A 17,817-nucleotide genomic window follows, 5' to 3' on the forward strand; every position below is an offset into this window, starting at 1 on the left:
ATTTCTGTTATCTAATCATCTTCTCTAAAGCGATTTGCAAATCTTGTGTCAAATCGCTCACGGCCTGTCTAGATGCTTGGCGATCGCCCTGACAATTTCTGAAGCGTTCTGTAACTGAAATTGGCTCTCCCACAGTGATTTGTGTCTGTCGCAAACCTAAGCGAGGTCGCCCCGGAAGTGTTGTATCCTGAATTCGAGAAAGCATATCGAATACAAGCAAAGCTGTTTCTGCAAACCGTTCCGCCGTTGGTTGTTCCTGAATATAAGTAGCTGTGACTGCAACAAAACTTTCTACTATCCGCATGTGCCGCATTCGCAAGTCGGCTTCTTCTGCAATCCAGTCTGCCAAACCGCGTTTGAAGGGTGGTAAAGCATTGATATCTGGCAAATCGTCTCGGTAAATGTAACTCCAGCCAGCCTCTTCCAAACGGCGACAGCGGTCAATAAAATTACCCTGCGCTTGAACTCCAAAATATTGCTCGGTAACTTGCAAAGCTTTATCCAGTAAGCAATGAAGTCGGGCAATTAATACCTGATTAGCACTAGCAGATTCATCAGTTGAGATGCTTTTGGGGATATCTTGATGATAGAAGCGACGATAAAACTCTTCCATCTCGGTAATCAGATATTCAGCTAACCTACAGAGGCGTTGATAGTAAATCTCTTCGCTATTGCCCGAATCAATTTCCAAAACTTTCAAGCCACTATCAGCTTCTAACTTACTCAATAGCCAATCTATCTTAGACCAAGGTGGCTCAACGTAGCGATACTGGATGGCGATCGGTACAACGATCACAGTCTCAGAACGGTTAGCTTTTTCTAAGTCTTCTACACACCAGAACCCCATTTGAGCAACACCAGGTTCTAAGGGGCTAACAATGCCACTATGACCATTAGTACCGCCTTCCGGTGCCACTGCGATCGGAAGTTCGCCATTAGCAAACAACTCCCTTGCATTTTGGATAGCTTGCCGATCTAGTCGCCTACCACGACGAACGGGCACACCCCCCAGCAGAGAGAACAGCCAACCTAGCCACTTTCCAGCCCAAACTGTCATACCTCGGTCATAAAGAAAATAGCTGTGAACCAGGGGTTTTAGTGTAATACCTTTTTGACGAGCAACTTGTGGCACAATCCGAGAAAGCAAATACAGCATACAGAGAGGATCTTCCACCTCTGGGTGGCGAAATGCCAACAAAAAGCGAATTTTTCCAGCCTGAAATTGTTGATATAGTTCAGCTAATACTTCAACATTCTTGGCTTCAATCTTGACAATCCCAGCCGGCAGCCAAGGGCGAGTACGAAACCGTAGTGCGATCGGCAGTAACCACCGAAAAATCTGGAGTACCAGCGGATTCAACCGTTGGGGAATAAATTTCAGTGGTGGTTGAGTAGACTGAATCGATCTAGGCAAGTCGCTCTCCAGATTGTATTTCTAGCGATTGTACAACGTGGGGTCTTGGTTTTGCGTAAACCCTGAGCCTTTTGTGGTCAAGCTTTTTAATCACTACGTTTCGCTCTTTTGGTTCCTCAGCACTCCTTAACTTTTCCACGATAGACCCTAAGTATCGAATCAAAAATTAGTTTGGATGTTTAGGAAAATTTCGGAATAAATAGCCAAATACAGCTAAATTTAACACAAAAGCTAATGTTTTAATCGGAGATATTCCCCGAATTAATTCATAAATCTCTGGTGGAATACTGATACCGACAAGTCCCAATACTAAAATATGTGCCCAACGCTTTTCGTACCATAAACCAACGGCTTCTGTAGCAGTAACAATAGCATAAATTCCGGTTCCGATACCGCTAAATGCCAAAGTTCTAGGATTTAAGTTAACAACTTTCTTTAAAAGCCAATCAATAATTACCGATTTACCTTCTAAAACATAATTTTCTGAAAACGCTTCTAGAGTTTGATAATTTTTTAATGTCAATAATAAAGCGATCGAAGTAACTATAAGCAGCAAGGCGGTAAATGATTTGTAGAGAACAATTGCCACTAACCCCAATGGACGCTTTTCCAAACAACCCCCTAAGTATAAATAAGTCAAATTTTTAACTATTCAAAATACGTTAGTACTATCAAATCAGAGTTTACCTCCTTATCCAGAGATTCCTCTAACTAAGTACAGCTTTGAATCGGTGCAATGGATGCAATACCATACTTTCCTCTCCCCAAACCTCTTGCCTAACAAGGGAAATAACCCCATTATTTGATAATAAATGGGATTTTAATTAATTTAAATGTGCGTAGGCTAGCAAGAACCCCAGGCATAGCACATTTTAATCAAACATTTCCAATGGAGGTTAGCGGACTCGAACCGCTGACATCCTGCTTGCAAAGCAGGCGCTCTACCAACTGAGCTAAACCCCCATAAACTTAAAATAGTAGATAACTTTGATTACCGTTGTTATTGTAACTTATATTGTTCTATTACCAAAGGGATGAAGCCAGAAAAGATCCAAGTTGTCGTAGCACTGTATAAATTTGTTAAGCTGCCAGATTTTGCCGAGAAACGAGATCCTCTGCTGTCTTACTGCCAAGCGCAAGGTGTCAAGGGGACGATTTTGCTGGCACTTGAAGGGATTAACGGTACAATTGCCGGTTCGCGTCAGGCGATTGACTCAGTTCTCTGGTTTCTGCGTTCTGACCCCCGTCTAGCAGACTTAGAATCTAAAGAGTCCTATACCGAAACCCCACCTTTTGAGCGGATGAAGGTGCGGTTGAAGCAAGAAATTGTCACTTTGGGGTTGCCAGAAATCGACCCAAATGAGCAAGTTGGCATCTATGTCAATCCCCAAGAATGGAATGATTTAATTGCCGATCCAGAAGTAACCGTGATTGACACGCGCAATGATTATGAGGTGAATATCGGTACTTTCCAAGGGGCAGAAAATCCCCAAACTGAATCATTCCGCGAATTTCCCGATTATGTGCGCCACCATCTCGACCCAACTAAACACAAAAAGGTTGCTCTGTTTTGTACAGGTGGCATTCGCTGTGAAAAAGCTTCATCCTTCATGCTTGCCCAAGGCTTTGCAGAAGTCTATCATCTCAAAGGCGGCATTCTTAAGTATTTGCAGGAAGTTCCAGCACAAGAAAGTTTATGGGAAGGAGAATGTTTTGTTTTTGATGAGCGGGTAGCCGTTAGTCATGGATTAGAAGAAGGAAGTTGTGAGCGGTGCTTCAGTTGTGGGCGTCCGATTTCTGAGGAAGATAAAGGGTCTCCCAAATATGAGCAAGGTATCTCTTGTCCCTACTGTTTCGATAGCCTTACCGAGGAGAAAAGAGCGCGTCAGCAGGAAAAATGGCGCCACTACCAAACCCAAGTTGGTAACAAAGCTGCTAAATTACTGATATAGTCAGCGACATCAATTTGTCCAATATTAGCAGAAGTATATAAATTTTTGTGAATTAGAGATATTGACTCAATTCGATTTTGACTCTCTCGAAGAACTTTGATTATTTCCGGGTCTTTGAGTGTTTGAGACTGAAGTTGTCATAAACTGGAGACAATTTGCAAATTATTTTTAACTCGATGATGAACTTCTTTTAAAAGAACTTCTTTTTCAGCTAAGGCAGTTTTTAACTTGATTTGAGCTTTTTGTCTTTGAACAAGTTCAGTTTGAGCTTGCTCTAAGATCCTGGATTGTTGAATTGCGATCGCTAATTGGACTGTCACTTGATCGAGCAAATCTAATTGATTTTCTTCCCACTCACGAAAACCAGAGCATTGGTGAGCAATCAGTAAACCCCAAATGTGGGAGCCAGGGTTTTGAGAGCTTACTTCGAGTAAAATGGGCACAACTAAATTTGCTTTCACCTCAAACTGTTCTAACAGGCGAATATGGCAATCAGTTAGTCCAGCTTCATAAATATTAGCGATCGCTAATCTGTGCGTCTTTTCGCTGATGTCGCCATCGCCCAGTAAAATCTAAGTTAGAGTGCTTTCGTTCTAAATATTCAAGGAAGATAGGCACATCTTCTGAAGGGCGAATGTCAGTTATTCGCATTTGCAAGAACTCTTCTCGTGAGTAACCGTAGTGAACAACAGCCGCTTCATTTACATCTAAAAATTGTAGATTATGCTAGTTATATACCCACATAGGGTTGGGATTTTTAGAGAAAAGTAAATTAAAACTCCTTTGGCTTTCATTTTCAGGAAATAGCATTAGTGGTTATGTGATAAAAGTTTTTATTATCTACTAATTTTAATGAGTTTAAATCTAAAATAACCAAGACGCGATTTATCGCGTCTCTACATTAGGGTTTTGGGCTGATCTGAACTGTGTTGAACTATAGAGGTAAATTCAAATCAGCCGAAAAATGACTTTATTACCAGAGTTTCCGCAGGTTCAGTTCACGATTAAGTCCCCATTACCTAACTCAACTTAAAGCCAAGTCTTCTGGTGTATTACAGTTAAACAGCATTTCTGGTTCTGCTAAGGGCAAAACTTCTACCGGATATTGCCGAAGCCACTGCTGAAACGATCGCTCCCCTTGGTTGATAAACTCTAGGAGTTGTGGCAAACAGCGACGGCGATAGAAACCACACAGAGGTTCCCAGCCTTTTGGATGACAAGCTAAAGCTGCGATCGCATTATCTCCCACGCTATCAAGTCTACTTGCCCAATCTTGCAACACCTCAACCCGCAATCTTGGTAAATCGCAAGCTAGCAACAGCACCCAATCTGTCTCTACTTCGGCTAATCCTTGAGCAAACCCAACTAGAGGCCCGTGAGCTAAAGATTCTCCAGATAAAGGTACTTCCTGAATAAACTTACAACCAGGCAAAAATAATTCTTGATAGCGTTCTGGCCAGGGAGTTACTACATAAACAGTATCAGCGCAGCTTTGAGCAATCCCACAAACTCGCTGCAACAATGGTACCGCTTGAATGGGAATCAAGGCTTTATCGTGACCCATCCGAGAACTCTTACCGCCGGCTAATACAATCGCGCTTAATTTGCTTCGGCTCGTCATTGCCCCATGCCCTATGCCCTATGCCCTATTTAGACTTTTCTGCACTTGCTGCAATAAATGCTCAACACTTTCTGCTGGTGCAAGACACTTCAAACCTTGGCAAACTAACCCAATGCTTCCCTCTGGAAAATCAGATGTGATGGCAAACACAGCTGCCGGTAAATACTTGGGAATCAAAGCGTTGATTTGCTCAGTGGTGCTGCGAATCAAAGTAGAGTTTCGATACCAATCCAAAGCTGTGAACAAGCTGGGACAAGCTTGGGGAGCGCGATGCATTACACTTCTAAAAGCTTTCAAACCAAGTTCCGCTAAATCCAAATAATCTAGATTATCGGTGAGTAGGGCCAGACGGACAAGGTTTGCGATCGCAATTCCATTGGCTGATGGTGTCGCATTATCTGCGTAACTACGCTCTCTAACAATTAAATCTTGACTAAAATCGCTTGATGTGTTATTATAACCACCTAATTCTACACTCCAGAGAAATTCGTTAAATTCATCTTGGATAGCGATCGCATTTTCTAACCATTGCTCATGCTCAGGGTTGGAAGCTTGTAAATCCAAGAGAGCTTTAACAAACAAAGCGTAATCTTCAGACTGCGCTAAAACGGTTGGTTCTCCTTGATAGTTGAGTCTCTGGAAACGCCCACCGACAAACTGATTTTCCAAAATAAAATTCGCCGCTTGTGCTGCTAATTCCAGGTACAAAGGTTGTTGGAAAACCCCAGCAGCCCTAGCCAGCCCTGAAATCATCAAACTATTCCAGGCGACAATCATTTTCGTATCTGTCACCGAGGGAATGCGACCTGGCCAGTTAGTGGTTTTTGCTTCCTGGTTGTTACGAGCAGCAGGAAAAGTTTCTAGTGACTCAGAATTAACGCCATAACGAGCGGTAAACAGCTTGCTCAATGACGTTTCTAGCGTTGCACTTAATTTATCTGAATGGCTTCTTTGCAAAACATTACGTCCTTCAAAGTTGCCGTTAGGCGTCACCGTAAACTGTTGTTGTAATTGGGTTAATTCTTCAGGCGTTAACAGTTGTTGTAATTCGCTGTAACTCCAGACGTAAAAGGCTCCTTCTTCTGGTTCTACCGCCGTGGATTCAGTGAAGCTATCGGCATCTTGAGCAGCATAGAAGTAACCTTCAGGCGCAGTCATTTCCCGCTTCAGCCATTGTACAGTTCCAGCAACCGCCCTCTCAAAGGCTGGCTCTTGTACTCCTGTACTCCATAAAGAAGCCAGATACTCGACAATTTGTCCATTGTCATAGAGCATCTTTTCAAAGTGGGGTACTGTCCAAGTCGGGTCAACAGTATAGCGATGAAAACCACCAGCTACATGATCGTAAATGCCGCCCAGCGCTAAGTCTAGTCCTCGTTGGGTACAAACTTGCTTGCCATCATAGCGAGATTCAAAATTAAATCTAGTTCCCCGCAGTGCTAATTCTGTGTAGGGAATCATCGGAAAACTATTGCCAGATTGATTAGGAGTAATTACGCCTGTACTGGTTTCCCAACCTTGGCTCAGTAGTTCATGGTCTTCAAGCTCATCTGTTGTACCATCTTGCAACACCGCAGACGTGAGCAGAGACTCAACAATTAAGGCTTTACGTTGTTGTAAGTCCGCTTTTTCTGTATCGTAATAACGGCGAAGCGCTTGCAACACCTGCAAAAATCCCGGACGACCATAGCGCGGGTCTACAGGGAAATAAGTACCAGCGTAAAACGGCACTAAATCTTCTGGGGAAAGAAAAATATTTAAAGGCCAACCACCCCCTTGGCCGCTCATCATCTGCAAAGCTTGCATATAGATGCTATCGAGGTCAGGTCTTTCTTCCCTGTCTACTTTGATGGGAAGATAATTAGTATTCATGTAGTCAGCGATCGCAATATCAGAAAAAGCTTCGCCTTCCATGACAGTACACCAGTGGCAACTAGAATAGCCAATGGAGAGAAAAATCGGTTTATTTTGCGCCCTTGCAGTTGCAAGTGCTTCATCACACCAAGGCCACCAATCAATTGGGTTTTCGGCGTGTTTGCGGAGATAGAGGCTCTTAGCTTCAGCAAGGCGATTAGTCATAATCAAACGCAAGTAAGTTTGCCTTCTTTGCTCAGTCTACCCTGTTCTCAGGAGTGTGAGCCTAGACAGCTATGTACATTACAGCTATTTTCAGGTAAATAGACCACGCGGTAGGGGCGCAAGTCCTTCATTGGTGTCAACTTAACCTATAAGCTAGATTTGGCGAACTTTCCAGGTTTGACCCTCACCCCCAACCCCTCTCCCAAAATTGGGAGAGGGGAGCAAATTCTCTAGTTCCCCTTCTCCCAACTTGGGAGAAGGGGTTAGGGGATGAGGGTCAAACGTCTTCTCAAAGCAGATTTTTTCTGAAGTTGACACCAATGCAAGTTCTTGCGCCCCTACGACAAGTGTGGTTCAAATACATGAAAACTGCTGTAAGTAAGAAACTCAACGAGCGAATTATACTTTTGTTTTTAATCTTGCCTAAGTAAGTTAGTGTAAAAAATTGCAGTTTTGTAGTCAGCGCTAACTACTAGGTAATCATCTATATAATTGAGTTTATGTACGCCGACTTACTTACACCTGTGCAACTTATGAAACATTCTTATTGAAAAGGTCGCAATAGCAAGCTAACAATATTTGGTGGCATTTCTTGCTGCATAGGTTGCTGCATAGGTGATGCTGTCTTTGTTTGCATTAAAGTATTTGGGCTAAGTCCTGCTATCAGATGGAGCAAGAAGGTGATGATGGCGGCTTGTATGAGTTTTTCCAGCATGGCACGTCTCTCTCTGAGTGGATAGCATTTCAACTGCGACTGGTTATTCTAAATACACCTCGTACTCCCGATTAACCGAATCTAACAAAAATAACTCAATAAATGCCGAAGGAAATCATAAAAAAATGTTTAAAATGTTACTGATGGTTAATATAATTCCCTAAGCAAGTCGGATTTCGGTTATCGGTCTAATCAATACATCGCCAAGGTTGTGCAGCAAAGTCCGAGATATAAGATTGGCGACAATTGAAGTTTTTTGATTTATTCTTCTCTAAACCGGGATATTCTCTTAGACAGCTTTTGTCGCTAAAAAGTGTCCTTAGAAGTTGAATTTATTGCAAAAGCACATTTTGCTCCTTTGTTGAATCAGACAGAATAGCCAAGATTTACTTATATCTACCTCGGAATAGTAGAGATAAACCCCAGTTTCGTGCTGTCACCGATAAAATGTATTTAAAGTAGCCACAAACACGCTTCCATGATTCCTATCGTTATTGAACAATCGGGTCGAGGTGAACGCGCCTTTGACATCTACTCACGGCTGCTACGTGAGCGCATCATCTTTTTGGGACAACAAGTTGATAACAATATTGCCAACTTGATTGTTGCCCAACTGCTGTATTTGGATGCTGAAGACCCGGAGAAAGACATTTATATGTACATCAATTCTCCCGGTGGTTCGGTGACGGCTGGTATGGGTATTTTTGACACTATGAAACATATTCGCCCTGATGTCTGTACTATTTGTACCGGATTGGCGGCGAGTATGGGTGCTTTTCTCCTCAGCGCGGGTGCTAAGGGTAAGCGGATGAGTCTACCCCATTCTCGGATTATGATTCATCAACCTTTAGGTGGCGCTCAAGGACAGGCGACTGATATTGAAATTCAGGCGCGGGAAATTCTCTACCATAAGCGGCGGCTAAACGACTATTTAGCCGAACATACAGGTCAACCAATTGAGCGGATTGCTGAAGATACTGAGCGTGACTTTTTTATGTCGCCAGAGGAAGCCAGGGAATACGGTTTGATTGACCAAGTGATTGACCGTCACGCTGCTGGTAGTCGCCCAGCAGTTGCTGTTCTTAATTAATAGTCACGATTGGTAAATGGTGATTTAGCACTTTTAATTTCCTTAAACCGCAAAAATAACCCCTCTTTACTTATGAAGAGGGGTTATTTTTGGAATGGATGGTCTGCTCAAGTACTTAATACCGATTTGGACAAATGACCAACTAAAATCCCGCTATTGGGTTTGGCTGAGATTGTAAGTATTTGAGGAATCCGTGTAATTCTTCTTCAGTAAGCAAAGTACGCCCTCGCTTACCGTAGACTTTAATCAGATGTTCTCGTCCCTGTTCTGGTGTCCAGCCTAAGCGCTGGATTTCGACATCTGTTTTAGCAATTACATCCGACAAATCTGGTGGTGTTGGTTGAGATGCAAGGGATGCAAGGTATTGCCGGAAGTCTAGTAATTCTGCTTCTGTCAGCAAAGTACGCCCTCGCTTCCCATAAGTTTTAATTAGATGCTTCCGTCCCTGTTCTGTTGTCAACCCTAAACGCTGCATTTGGACATCGGTCTTATCCAATATCTGAGATAAATCCTCAGAAGATATTCTAGTAATTACCTTGTCTGATTCTTCTGAGTATGTAGAGAAATCTTGGAACTCTTCATATTCCGCATCAAAATCCGTGGGGGATTCTACTGTAGGTAGAGATACAAGGTATTGCAAGAAGTCTAGTAATTCTACTTTTGTCAGTAAGGTAGGCGATCGCTTCCCATAGGTTTTTTTGAGATGTTCCCATGCCTCCTCTTCTGTCCACCATAAACGTTCGATTTCAACATTAATTTTAGCAATTAGAACTTCGTCTAATGTTGGTGTCGGTTGAGATACAAGGTATTGCAGGAATTCATGCAATTGCTCATCGGTTAGCAAAAAACGCGATCGCTTCCCATAATTTTTTATGAGATGTTCCCGTCCCTGGTCTATTGTCCACCCTAGTCGCTGCATTTCAACATCTGTTTGAGCAATTACTTCAGAAAAATTCCCAGTTTCCATAGCTTCGTCACTGTTTCAAGAGCCAACGTTATTAGTCATTAGTCCTTACAAATGACTAATGACCAATGACAAATCAAAATCCCGCTATTGGATCTGCCTGAGATTGTAAGTATTTGAGGAATCCGTGTAATTCTTCTTCAGTCAGCAAAGTCCGCCCGCGCTTACCGTAGGTTTCAATCAGATGTTCCCGTCCCTGTTCTGGTGTCCAACCTAAACGCTGAAGTTCGACATCTGTTTTAGCAATTACATCCGATAAATCCACGGGTTCAGCTTTTTTCTTTCTCTTTCCTGTCACTGCCGGGGTAGTAACATTTTCTTGAGGGCTGTAACTCCGAGGTGTAAATGGTGTGACATTGTTGGCAGAAATTGCCGGAAAGTTTTGATTTTCTGGCTGGTTATCAAAGTTTATTTCCAAGTTTTCAACTGGAGGATCGAATTCTAGCTCCCGGTTGGCAGTCATCGGAAAGTTTTGACCTAAATCCTGGCTATAGGTATCGTTTAGAGGCGCAGCATTGCTGTAGCCGTATTGTTCGTTACTGCTTGTTACTACTTCTGGTTTGATGTTCTGTTCTTGGGAAGGCGGTATAGATATTTCTTTGTTGCTGACTGCTGACCACTGACTACTAACAAAATCCTCATCTTTTGCAGAGGAATAAGCAGCAGGCTCACTCAATCTACCTTTAGTATTCAATTCAGGATTTAGCTGTGCTGGAGAAACTGGATTTGAAGTCAACGCTACTGATTCTGGTGGCGCGTTTGTAATACCCAAAACTATCAACGCCCTGGTTCTGGCTTGGTCTTCTGCGGCTTCTACTGTTTCTGCTGCTGCCATACCCGTAGCACGGGTTACACCTTCAATTTGCACGCTTGCCCGAACAATATATTTTCCTTGAAAAATTTGCACTAATTCAGAAATCAAACTGGCTTTGGGATACAAGCTCTGGAATTGAGCCAACATAATATTGCTACCAATCTAAATATTTTTAATAACGGGGTTGATACTGCCTGTATGTTCAAGCGATATCAGCTGCCCTTACTTTAATTTACATCCACTCGATACCCAGGATGCCTGCCAATATTGCATTTATTCATTTTTAATTGTTTACTATGTGTCATCAGTTTCTTGGCAGGCGATGAGTAGGTATAATTCTCTGCTCTGAGCCATCAAGGTGATATTCTTGCTTTGCCTTGTGTCCCAATTGTAGCAGTAGCTCTTTTTTGACGAAATTTTTGGTCAGTGCTAACTTATCTGGGTAGTCTTGCTTGCAATGCTATACTTATTACCCAAGTCGATATCTAGAAGTATTTTCTGGAAGTGCGCTCTAAATCTACAATAATGGAGATAAGGTTCGCCCTCACTGCTTATTAAGCTGCTCACCTAATTGTTACCGATTCTACATGTGGGAAAATTGGGTTCACGGCAGTTCCGCCTAGTTAAAAATCAGAGTCTAATGTCGTAAAATTACCTTCACTCTAGACAATCAAACACCTGTAGTTTCCACGCCACTTGCTCCACTTGGGGAGACCCCATTGCTTTTAGCCTCTCCCCTTCTCCAAAGGGAGAGGCTAACGCCAAGGGAGAAGACCGCAGTGGCTCCCCTGCATAGCGCTTTTGGGCAGTATGGATTCTCTAAACCCAACTTCTCAAAAACCCGTCGCGTAATTAACTAGCGGGGCTAAATTTTAATCAGGCGTGCAATCTTAAGTTTGGTTAGGTGAAGGGACTTGAACACAGGCGAATTCTGAGAGCACCGTGCAGTGAGAAGTTCGTAAACGCCCAGAGTTGTCTGTGGGTGGGCTTCTTTGCAAAGGAACTGCAAGAGTAGTTTCCCGCTCTTACTGGGTCGGGCTTCCTTTCCTTAGAACTTAGGAAGTCTTGCTTCAGGGCAATTAGTTTCCAGCTTGTTTCTGTAAGCCGTGAGGATATACAGGAAAGAACCAGATTAAACAACAAATGATGTTTTGACCAAAGGTCGGTTCACTGCATGGAATTTTCAATCGCTACACTCCTTGCCAATTTCACCGATGATAAATTGGTAGCTCGGAAGGTTTTAGAAAAGAAACTTGGCTGTGAAGATGAAAAAAGTTTACAAAAACTTCACATTGCCTTAGATGTTCTGGAAAAAATCGGTATTTTAGTGAAGGAACGGGGCAAGTACCGCCGTGTCTCAGAAGAGGGAATAATCGAGGCAAAACTCCGTTGTTCTAGTAAAGGCTTTTGCTTTGCTATTCAAGATGTGGAAGGAGCCGAGGATATTTACATCCGCGAAAGTCATCTGAGTAATGCTTGGAATGGCGATCGCGTTTTGGTGAGAGTTCTTAAAGAAGGCAGTCGCCGTCGCTCTCCAGAAGGGGAGGTGAAGCTGATTCTGGAACGTTCTAACCACACTTTACTGGCACGAATTAAGCAAGTAGAAACTGGTTTTCGGGCTGTGCCTTTAGACGATCGATTGCTGTTTGAACTCAAGATTCAACCTAACGGGGCCAAGTTAGAAGAAGCGATCGATCATCTGGTTCATGTGGAAGTTTTGCGTTACCCGTTGGCACAATATCCTCCCCTTGGTCGAGTGGTGCAAATCCTCGGTAGCGATGCCGAAGCTGCTGCTGATATAGATTTAGTTACGTGCAAACACGACCTTTCCCGGACTTTTCCAGATAATGTTCTAGAAGCAGCCGCCAGGTTGCCCAAAAAGCTGCTGAAAGCAGACCTGAAAAATCGGCTGGATTTGCGTAATTTGTTTACTCTCACGATTGAAGGGGTAAATAGCGATACTAAAGTTATAGAAAACGCTTTTAGTTTAGAAAAAAACTTAGCCGGAAATTGGCTTTTGGGCGTTCATATCACCGATGTTTCTCACTATGTCCAACCTGACGAAGCCTTAGATAGAGAAGCACTCAAACGGGGTAAATCAGTCTATCTAGGAGAATTGGTGTTGCCAATCTTGCCCCCAACTGTGGCAGAACGCTGTTCTTTAGTAGCTGGGAGCGATCGCTTAACCATCTCTTTTTTAATTACCATCGATCCCCAATCGGGAGAAGTGCTGGAATGGGAAATTCAACCCAGTGTAATCAATGTCGAAACTGCACTGACTACTGAACTTGCCCAAGCAATTCTCACAGGTGAAGCTGAAGATAAATCATCACAGGTTTCCCAAATACTGCAAGACCTCCAAGTCTTGCAAACAGCGGTAAAACAGGTACGCTTGACTCGTGGTAGCCTCCAGTTGAATCTGCCACCTAGCCAAAACGCCTATTATGATGAGGGAATTCTCGGCGCTGTGGTGGTGAATGATTTACCAGTGCGATCGCTACTCACGGAGTTGGTGCTGTTAGTTAATCAACTGTTTGCAACTCACTTAAATGCCCTTGGTGTTCCCGCAATCTGGCGAGTTCAAGGTACTCCTGATGTTGAAGATGTCCAGGAAATGCTGAAATTGGCAGTCAATTTAGGCGTTGACCTCACATTAGATCCAGAAGTCGATATCCAACCCTTAGATTACCAACATTTGACCACAGCTTTTGCTGAATCTCCCTCTGAGCAAGTTCTTACTTACTTATTACAAGATACCCTTAAGCCGTCTGCATACAGTACCACCAAAGGATCTCACTTTGGTCTGGCACTACCGCAATATGTCCATTTTAGCGCTCCCTTGCGGCGTTTCCCAGATTTGCTGATGCAAAGAGTGTATTACGCGCTACTCGAAAACGGACGCGATCGCCGCAATACCCGTGTTAGAGAGCGCGTTAATCTACGCCACTCCTCCAGCCACGAGGAAATTAACTGGAACGTTTTACCCCCAGAATTGCAACAAGAACTGCAAAGCGATTTGACTAGGGTAATTGTCCAAATCAACGACCGAGAAAAAGAAGTCCAAGAAGCCGAAGCCGATTTAGCTGGACTGCAAAAAGCCCAACTGATGAAGCAACGCATCGGTCAGGTATTTCAAGGTGTGATTACTGGGGTTCAATCCTACGGTTTCTTTGTGGAAATTGAAGTACCTGCGGCTGAGGTGGAGTCTAGCAGTAATCCTGGTGTGCCTTTGAGGGTAGAAGGATTGGTACACGTCAGTTCTCTCAAAGATGATTGGTATGAATATCGCGCCAGACAACAAGCACTGTTTGGGCGCAAAAATCGCGCTTCTTACAGATTAGGCGATCGCGTTGCCGTCCAAGTTAAAAGTGTCGATTACTACCGTCAGCAAATTGATTTGGTAACAGTCGGCAGCGATGGCGTCGCCAAAGGTTTAACTGGCAATGATTCCCGTGAAGAAGACCTTTCAGACCTCTACTTACCAAATGACATGGAACCTGATGACCTAGACTCTTACTCTGAGGACGAGTAAAATCCACTACAACTTACGTGTCAAATCACACTAAACCTTTAATTTTAGGCGTATCGGGCGCATCTGGTCTGATTTACGCTGTTCGCGCGATCAAATTTTTGCTAGAAGCGGAGTATAGTATTGAGTTGGTTGCCTCTAAATCAACTTACATGGTTTGGCAGTCAGAACAGGAAATTCGGATGCCATCAGAACCAACCGGGCAAGAACAATTCTGGCGAGAGCAAGCTGGTGTTGCACTTTTGGGTAAACTCCGCTGTCATCCTTGGAGCGATGTTGGAGCCGGAATTGCCAGTGGTTCCTTTGCCACTCTGGGGATGATGATTATTCCATGCAGCATGAGTACAGTGGCAAAGCTAGCGGTTGGCTTGAGTTCCGATTTACTAGAACGAGCAGCGGATGTCCAACTCAAAGAAGGGCGAAAGCTAGTTATTGTCCCGCGTGAAACCCCTTTTAGTCTCATCCACCTACGTAACTTAACCTCTTTAGCAGAAGTTGGAGTGAGAGTTGTCCCCGCTATTCCCGCTTGGTATCACAATCCCCAAACCATTGAGGATTTAGTTGATTTTGTAGTTGCCCGTGCTTTAGATCAACTAGATATTGACTGCATCCCAATTCAGCGGTGGCAAGGAAGGAAGTAAAAAGGTAAAAGTAAAAAGGTGAGCCACTGCGGTGGACGGGAACACCTGCATAAAGCAAGTGGTGAACCCGAAGGGTAAAAGAAAGATAGAGTTACTTTTGCTTTTTGCCTTTTGCTTTTTGCCTTTTGCCTTTTGCCTTCTACCTTTTACCTTTTACCTTTTTTATGGCTGTAATTCGCTTAATTCTATTGGTGGCAGTACTGGGAGGACTAACGCTGTTATTAGTCCAAAATTTCTCACCTGCCCTATCGCTAGTATTTTTGGGGGTACGAACTCAACCATTACCACTAGCGATATGGATTTTGTTCAGTACTGCCACTGGTGCTTTCACATCGATATTGATTGCTACCTTATTTAATTTATCTAATTATTTTGTGGCAGGACAACGTCAAACTCCTAACAGAGCAACCACCCCTTCAAGTCGTGCCAAAACAACCCAAAGAGAAGAATTTACATCTCGCCCTACCAGTTCTCCACCACCAGCTAGTAAAAATGAAGAGTCTAGCAGTGAGGTATTTGATGATTGGGAGACAAATAGCAGTAAAGATGATGATTGGAACTTTGATGAACAGTCATCAGCACCTACTCCTAATTCTCAAGCTCAACAGCCTAGAGACTCAACAACTTACGAACGTCAATCAGAAGCCAAAAGCAGTTCTCGGTCTGGTTCAGTTTACTCTTACAGCTACCGCGAGCCAAAAAATACTGCCGCGGGAAAAACTGAATCAATTTACGATGCTGATTACCGGGTAATTATCCCCCCTTACCAGCCGCCAACTACCAATCAAGCAGATGATGATGATTGGGAATTTTTTGAGGATGATGATGATTTTGAAGATGATGGTAAACGCCCCCGTCGGTGAGATGTAGTAGCAGGCTACATCTCTATTTAATGCCACACCGTTCTCTTGACTCCTGCTTGACCTTACCAGTCATGGCAGCTTCCTGCAAAGTCATGAAAGCATTAAAATCTTCCAAGTCATATCGGGTAGTCAACAGTTGTCGTAGTTGATCTTCAGCTTCAACAGTTAAATAGCCGGTTACTAAAGCTTTTTCTACAACGTCACGAATTCGAGTCATGGTTGACACCTCATTCATACAATATTTATTCATTCAGGCTTATTGGGGTGGAATATGCAGTAGTCTTTGTGTCGAAACTTCAATTTCTTTGCAAGCTTTTTTGGGCGATCGCGGTAAATCAGTCATTATTTACACCTTTATCAGAAACATTTAATTGAGCAGGTCTTGTTATAACTGAATTTTTAGAATAATCATTATGTGCTGGTAGAAACACAGTATTGTATATACTTAAAATTCCTCATCGGAGTAAAAACCCTGATTATTTGGATAGACAGATATTGTTTGGATAAAGTTTCAAACAAGCTACTTTAATTTTCTGGTTAAGCATAGCGATCGCTATACAGCAATTACCTAGTTACTTCAGGAAAATCACTACATTCGTAAGAAATTCATTAGTTATTACTGATGGTATATTTGATAGAAGAATCGTTAATTGATTGCCTAAGTTACTTTAGATACCATTAATAACGGTAATAACAGCAGTTAATTCCTCTTAAATAGAAGATGAATTTGAAGGCTATACAGTTCAGTTAAGAAAAATTGTAGGTTGGGTTACGCAAAGCGTAACCCAACAAAGCTAAAGAAATGTTGGTTTACCTTGCGGTCAGCCCCTTCTCTACGAGAGGCATCTCTTTCAGAGACGCTAACGCGAACGCCAACGGGTCTACGCTCCTCAACCCAACCTACTTAATTAGAAGATGAATTTGAAGGTTTTAAAAATAATTGGAAGTTAAAAAAATTATAAGCAAGTTTGATATCTACAAAGGTATCTTGCTCCAAATGAAGCGAGATACCTTTGTGGATTTAAACACCTTATAAAGCTAGCGATGATATTTTTTTCCCCAGCAGTGATAAGTAGGTAGGCATAATCAAACCGAACTATATAAAATTTTGTATGGGTAAGGGGAAAAGGTTAAAGGTTTTTCCCTTATCCTCTTACCCCTTTACTCTTTTTAATTTAGTTGTGTTTTTTAGCGCCCACTTAGTTGTTTATAATTTAAAACTGTGACTCAGCACTCAGAACTTATAATTGGAGCGAAACAACTGGTGAGCAGCTTATTACAAGGAGTCAACCTGTACTTAATTGGTATTATGGGCGTTGGTAAGACGACAGTAGGGCGCTTACTAGCAAAGGAACTGGGTTATGGGTTTGTAGATACCGATGATGTCATTGTCCGAGCCACGGGTAAATCTATCAATCAGTTATTTGCACAAGTTGGTGAAGCCGGGTTTCGTCAGTTAGAAAGCGACGTACTTTCACAAGTTTGTGCTTTTACAAAGTTGACTATAGCAACTGGTGGGGGCATTGTACTGCGGCAAGAAAATTGGGGTTACTTGCACCACGGTTTGATAGTGTGGCTAGATACGCCAGTGGAGATAATTTACAGCCGTTTAGCTGAGGATACCACAAGACCGCTACTGCAAGATGCCGATCCTAAAGCTAAGTTGCGATCGCTCCTCGAACAACGAACACCACTTTACTCCCAAGCCGATTTACACATCACCGAGCGAGAGGGAGATACACCTGAAGACGTTGCCCAGCGAGTACTTGAGGCAATTCCTAGTGTGCTGAAAAAATCTGTTTCTCATTAATGGGGAAGATTGAGCTAACTGTGTCTGCAAAAGATATTTTTCATGAATCAGTTAAACAAGCTTTGCAAAAAGAACAATGGACAATTACGAGCGATCGATTCAAATTTAAATTTGGGCAAGTCAACTTCCAAATTGATTTAGGCGCAGAGAAAATAATTGCCGCAGAAAATAGCGTAATGCGATCGCTCCTCGAACAACGAACACCACTTTACTCTCAAGCCAATTTGCACATCATCGAGCGAGAGGGAGACACACCCCAAGACGTTGCCCAGCGAATACTTGAGGCAATTTATAACGTTCTCAAAACACAAGTTTCTCATTAAAA

At 42.8% G+C, this 17,817-nt stretch carries 17 protein-coding genes, 1 tRNA gene and 1 pseudogene; 8 read left to right on the top strand and 11 right to left on the bottom strand.

The genetic code is table 11. The features are described 5' to 3' along the window. Positions 1-7 precede the first annotated feature (7 nt). The 3 genes from NLP_RS23805 to NLP_RS23815 form a co-directional block, all read right to left on the bottom strand. Positions 8-1,414: a lysophospholipid acyltransferase family protein gene (locus NLP_RS23805; RefSeq protein WP_104908485.1), complete on the bottom strand. Its 1,407-nt coding sequence runs from the start codon at positions 1,412-1,414 to the stop codon at positions 8-10. A gap of 166 nt (positions 1,415-1,580) precedes the next feature. Beyond that, complete coding sequence (locus tag NLP_RS23810; protein ID WP_104910005.1) at positions 1,581-2,027, bottom strand: DUF2127 domain-containing protein; 447 nt, start codon at positions 2,025-2,027, stop codon at positions 1,581-1,583. Between the two features lie 277 nt (positions 2,028-2,304). Beyond that, positions 2,305-2,377, bottom strand: a tRNA-Ala gene (locus NLP_RS23815). A 71-nt stretch (positions 2,378-2,448) separates the two neighbouring features. On the opposite strand from NLP_RS23815, the gene trhO reads away from it, so the two are divergent. After that, positions 2,449-3,366, top strand: a complete 918-nt coding sequence (trhO, locus tag NLP_RS23820; protein WP_104908486.1) for an oxygen-dependent tRNA uridine(34) hydroxylase TrhO — start codon at positions 2,449-2,451, stop codon at positions 3,364-3,366. Here the strand turns inward: trhO and NLP_RS23825 are convergent. From NLP_RS23825 to NLP_RS33510, 5 genes and pseudogenes are all read right to left on the bottom strand, one after another. After that, a pseudogene (locus tag NLP_RS23825) lies at positions 3,348-3,896 on the bottom strand (histidine kinase dimerization/phosphoacceptor domain -containing protein); the annotation flags it as partial. The gene trhO and the pseudogene NLP_RS23825 sit on opposite strands and share 19 nt — an antisense overlap. After that, positions 3,883-4,023, bottom strand: a complete 141-nt coding sequence (locus tag NLP_RS33505; RefSeq protein WP_234017044.1) for a hypothetical protein — start codon at positions 4,021-4,023, stop codon at positions 3,883-3,885. The gene NLP_RS33505 and the pseudogene NLP_RS23825, both read right to left, overlap by 14 nt. Before the next feature lie 367 nt (positions 4,024-4,390). Continuing rightward, positions 4,391-4,987, bottom strand: coding sequence for a molybdenum cofactor guanylyltransferase (locus NLP_RS23830; RefSeq protein WP_104908487.1), 597 nt, complete (start codon positions 4,985-4,987; stop codon positions 4,391-4,393). A gap of 18 nt (positions 4,988-5,005) precedes the next feature. Beyond that, positions 5,006-7,066, bottom strand: coding sequence for a thioredoxin domain-containing protein (locus NLP_RS23835; protein WP_104908488.1), 2,061 nt, complete (start codon positions 7,064-7,066; stop codon positions 5,006-5,008). A gap of 544 nt (positions 7,067-7,610) precedes the next feature. Next, a complete protein-coding gene (locus tag NLP_RS33510) occupies positions 7,611-7,781 on the bottom strand; it encodes a hypothetical protein (protein ID WP_158680510.1) in 171 nt (56 codons plus the stop codon). Between the two features lie 478 nt (positions 7,782-8,259). Here NLP_RS33510 and clpP point away from each other — a divergent pair, with 478 nt between their 5' ends. Then, complete coding sequence (gene clpP / locus NLP_RS23840; RefSeq protein WP_104908489.1) at positions 8,260-8,871, top strand: ATP-dependent Clp endopeptidase proteolytic subunit ClpP; 612 nt, start codon at positions 8,260-8,262, stop codon at positions 8,869-8,871. 142 nt (positions 8,872-9,013) lie between these two features. On the opposite strand, the gene NLP_RS35145 is transcribed toward clpP, so the two are convergent. Further along, the gene (locus tag NLP_RS35145; RefSeq protein ID WP_234017045.1) at positions 9,014-9,838 is read right to left on the bottom strand and encodes a hypothetical protein; all 825 of its coding nucleotides are present in this window, start codon (positions 9,836-9,838) and stop codon (positions 9,014-9,016) included. A gap of 73 nt (positions 9,839-9,911) precedes the next feature. Beyond that, positions 9,912-10,796 carry a hypothetical protein gene (locus NLP_RS23850; RefSeq protein WP_104908490.1) on the bottom strand — a complete coding sequence of 295 codons (885 nt, stop codon included), beginning with the start codon at positions 10,794-10,796 and terminating at the stop codon, positions 9,912-9,914. Between the two features lie 1,027 nt (positions 10,797-11,823). Between NLP_RS23850 and NLP_RS23855 the strand changes: the two genes are divergently transcribed. The 3 genes from NLP_RS23855 (at position 11,824) to NLP_RS23865 (ending at position 15,682) form a co-directional block, all read left to right on the top strand. Then, complete coding sequence (locus NLP_RS23855; RefSeq protein ID WP_104908491.1) at positions 11,824-14,181, top strand: ribonuclease R family protein; 2,358 nt, start codon at positions 11,824-11,826, stop codon at positions 14,179-14,181. Positions 14,182-14,198: 17 nt separating this feature from the next. Further along, on the top strand, positions 14,199-14,819 hold the full coding sequence (locus tag NLP_RS23860; protein WP_104908492.1) for a flavin prenyltransferase UbiX: 621 nt from the start codon (positions 14,199-14,201) through the stop codon (positions 14,817-14,819). Positions 14,820-14,983: 164 nt separating this feature from the next. Then, the gene (locus NLP_RS23865; RefSeq protein WP_104910006.1) at positions 14,984-15,682 is read left to right on the top strand and encodes a hypothetical protein; all 699 of its coding nucleotides are present in this window, start codon (positions 14,984-14,986) and stop codon (positions 15,680-15,682) included. 22 nt (positions 15,683-15,704) lie between these two features. On the opposite strand, the gene NLP_RS23870 is transcribed toward NLP_RS23865, so the two are convergent. Next, complete coding sequence (locus tag NLP_RS23870) at positions 15,705-15,899, bottom strand: hypothetical protein (RefSeq protein WP_104908493.1); 195 nt, start codon at positions 15,897-15,899, stop codon at positions 15,705-15,707. Between NLP_RS23870 and NLP_RS33515 the strand changes: the two genes are divergently transcribed. The 3 genes from NLP_RS33515 (at position 15,898) to NLP_RS36220 (ending at position 17,815) form a co-directional block, all read left to right on the top strand. After that, complete coding sequence (locus NLP_RS33515) at positions 15,898-16,053, top strand: hypothetical protein (RefSeq protein WP_158680511.1); 156 nt, start codon at positions 15,898-15,900, stop codon at positions 16,051-16,053. The two genes, NLP_RS23870 and NLP_RS33515, sit on opposite strands and share 2 nt — an antisense overlap. Positions 16,054-16,946: 893 nt before the next feature. Further along, a complete protein-coding gene (locus NLP_RS23875) occupies positions 16,947-17,492 on the top strand; it encodes a shikimate kinase (protein WP_104910007.1) in 546 nt (181 codons plus the stop codon). Between the two features lie 20 nt (positions 17,493-17,512). Continuing rightward, complete coding sequence (locus NLP_RS36220; protein ID WP_104910008.1) at positions 17,513-17,815, top strand: element excision factor XisH family protein; 303 nt, start codon at positions 17,513-17,515, stop codon at positions 17,813-17,815. Positions 17,816-17,817: the final 2 nt, after the last annotated feature.

The sequence above is a fragment of the Nostoc sp. 'Lobaria pulmonaria (5183) cyanobiont' genome (assembly GCF_002949795.1).
Lineage (GTDB): Bacteria > Cyanobacteriota > Cyanobacteriia > Cyanobacteriales > Nostocaceae > Nostoc.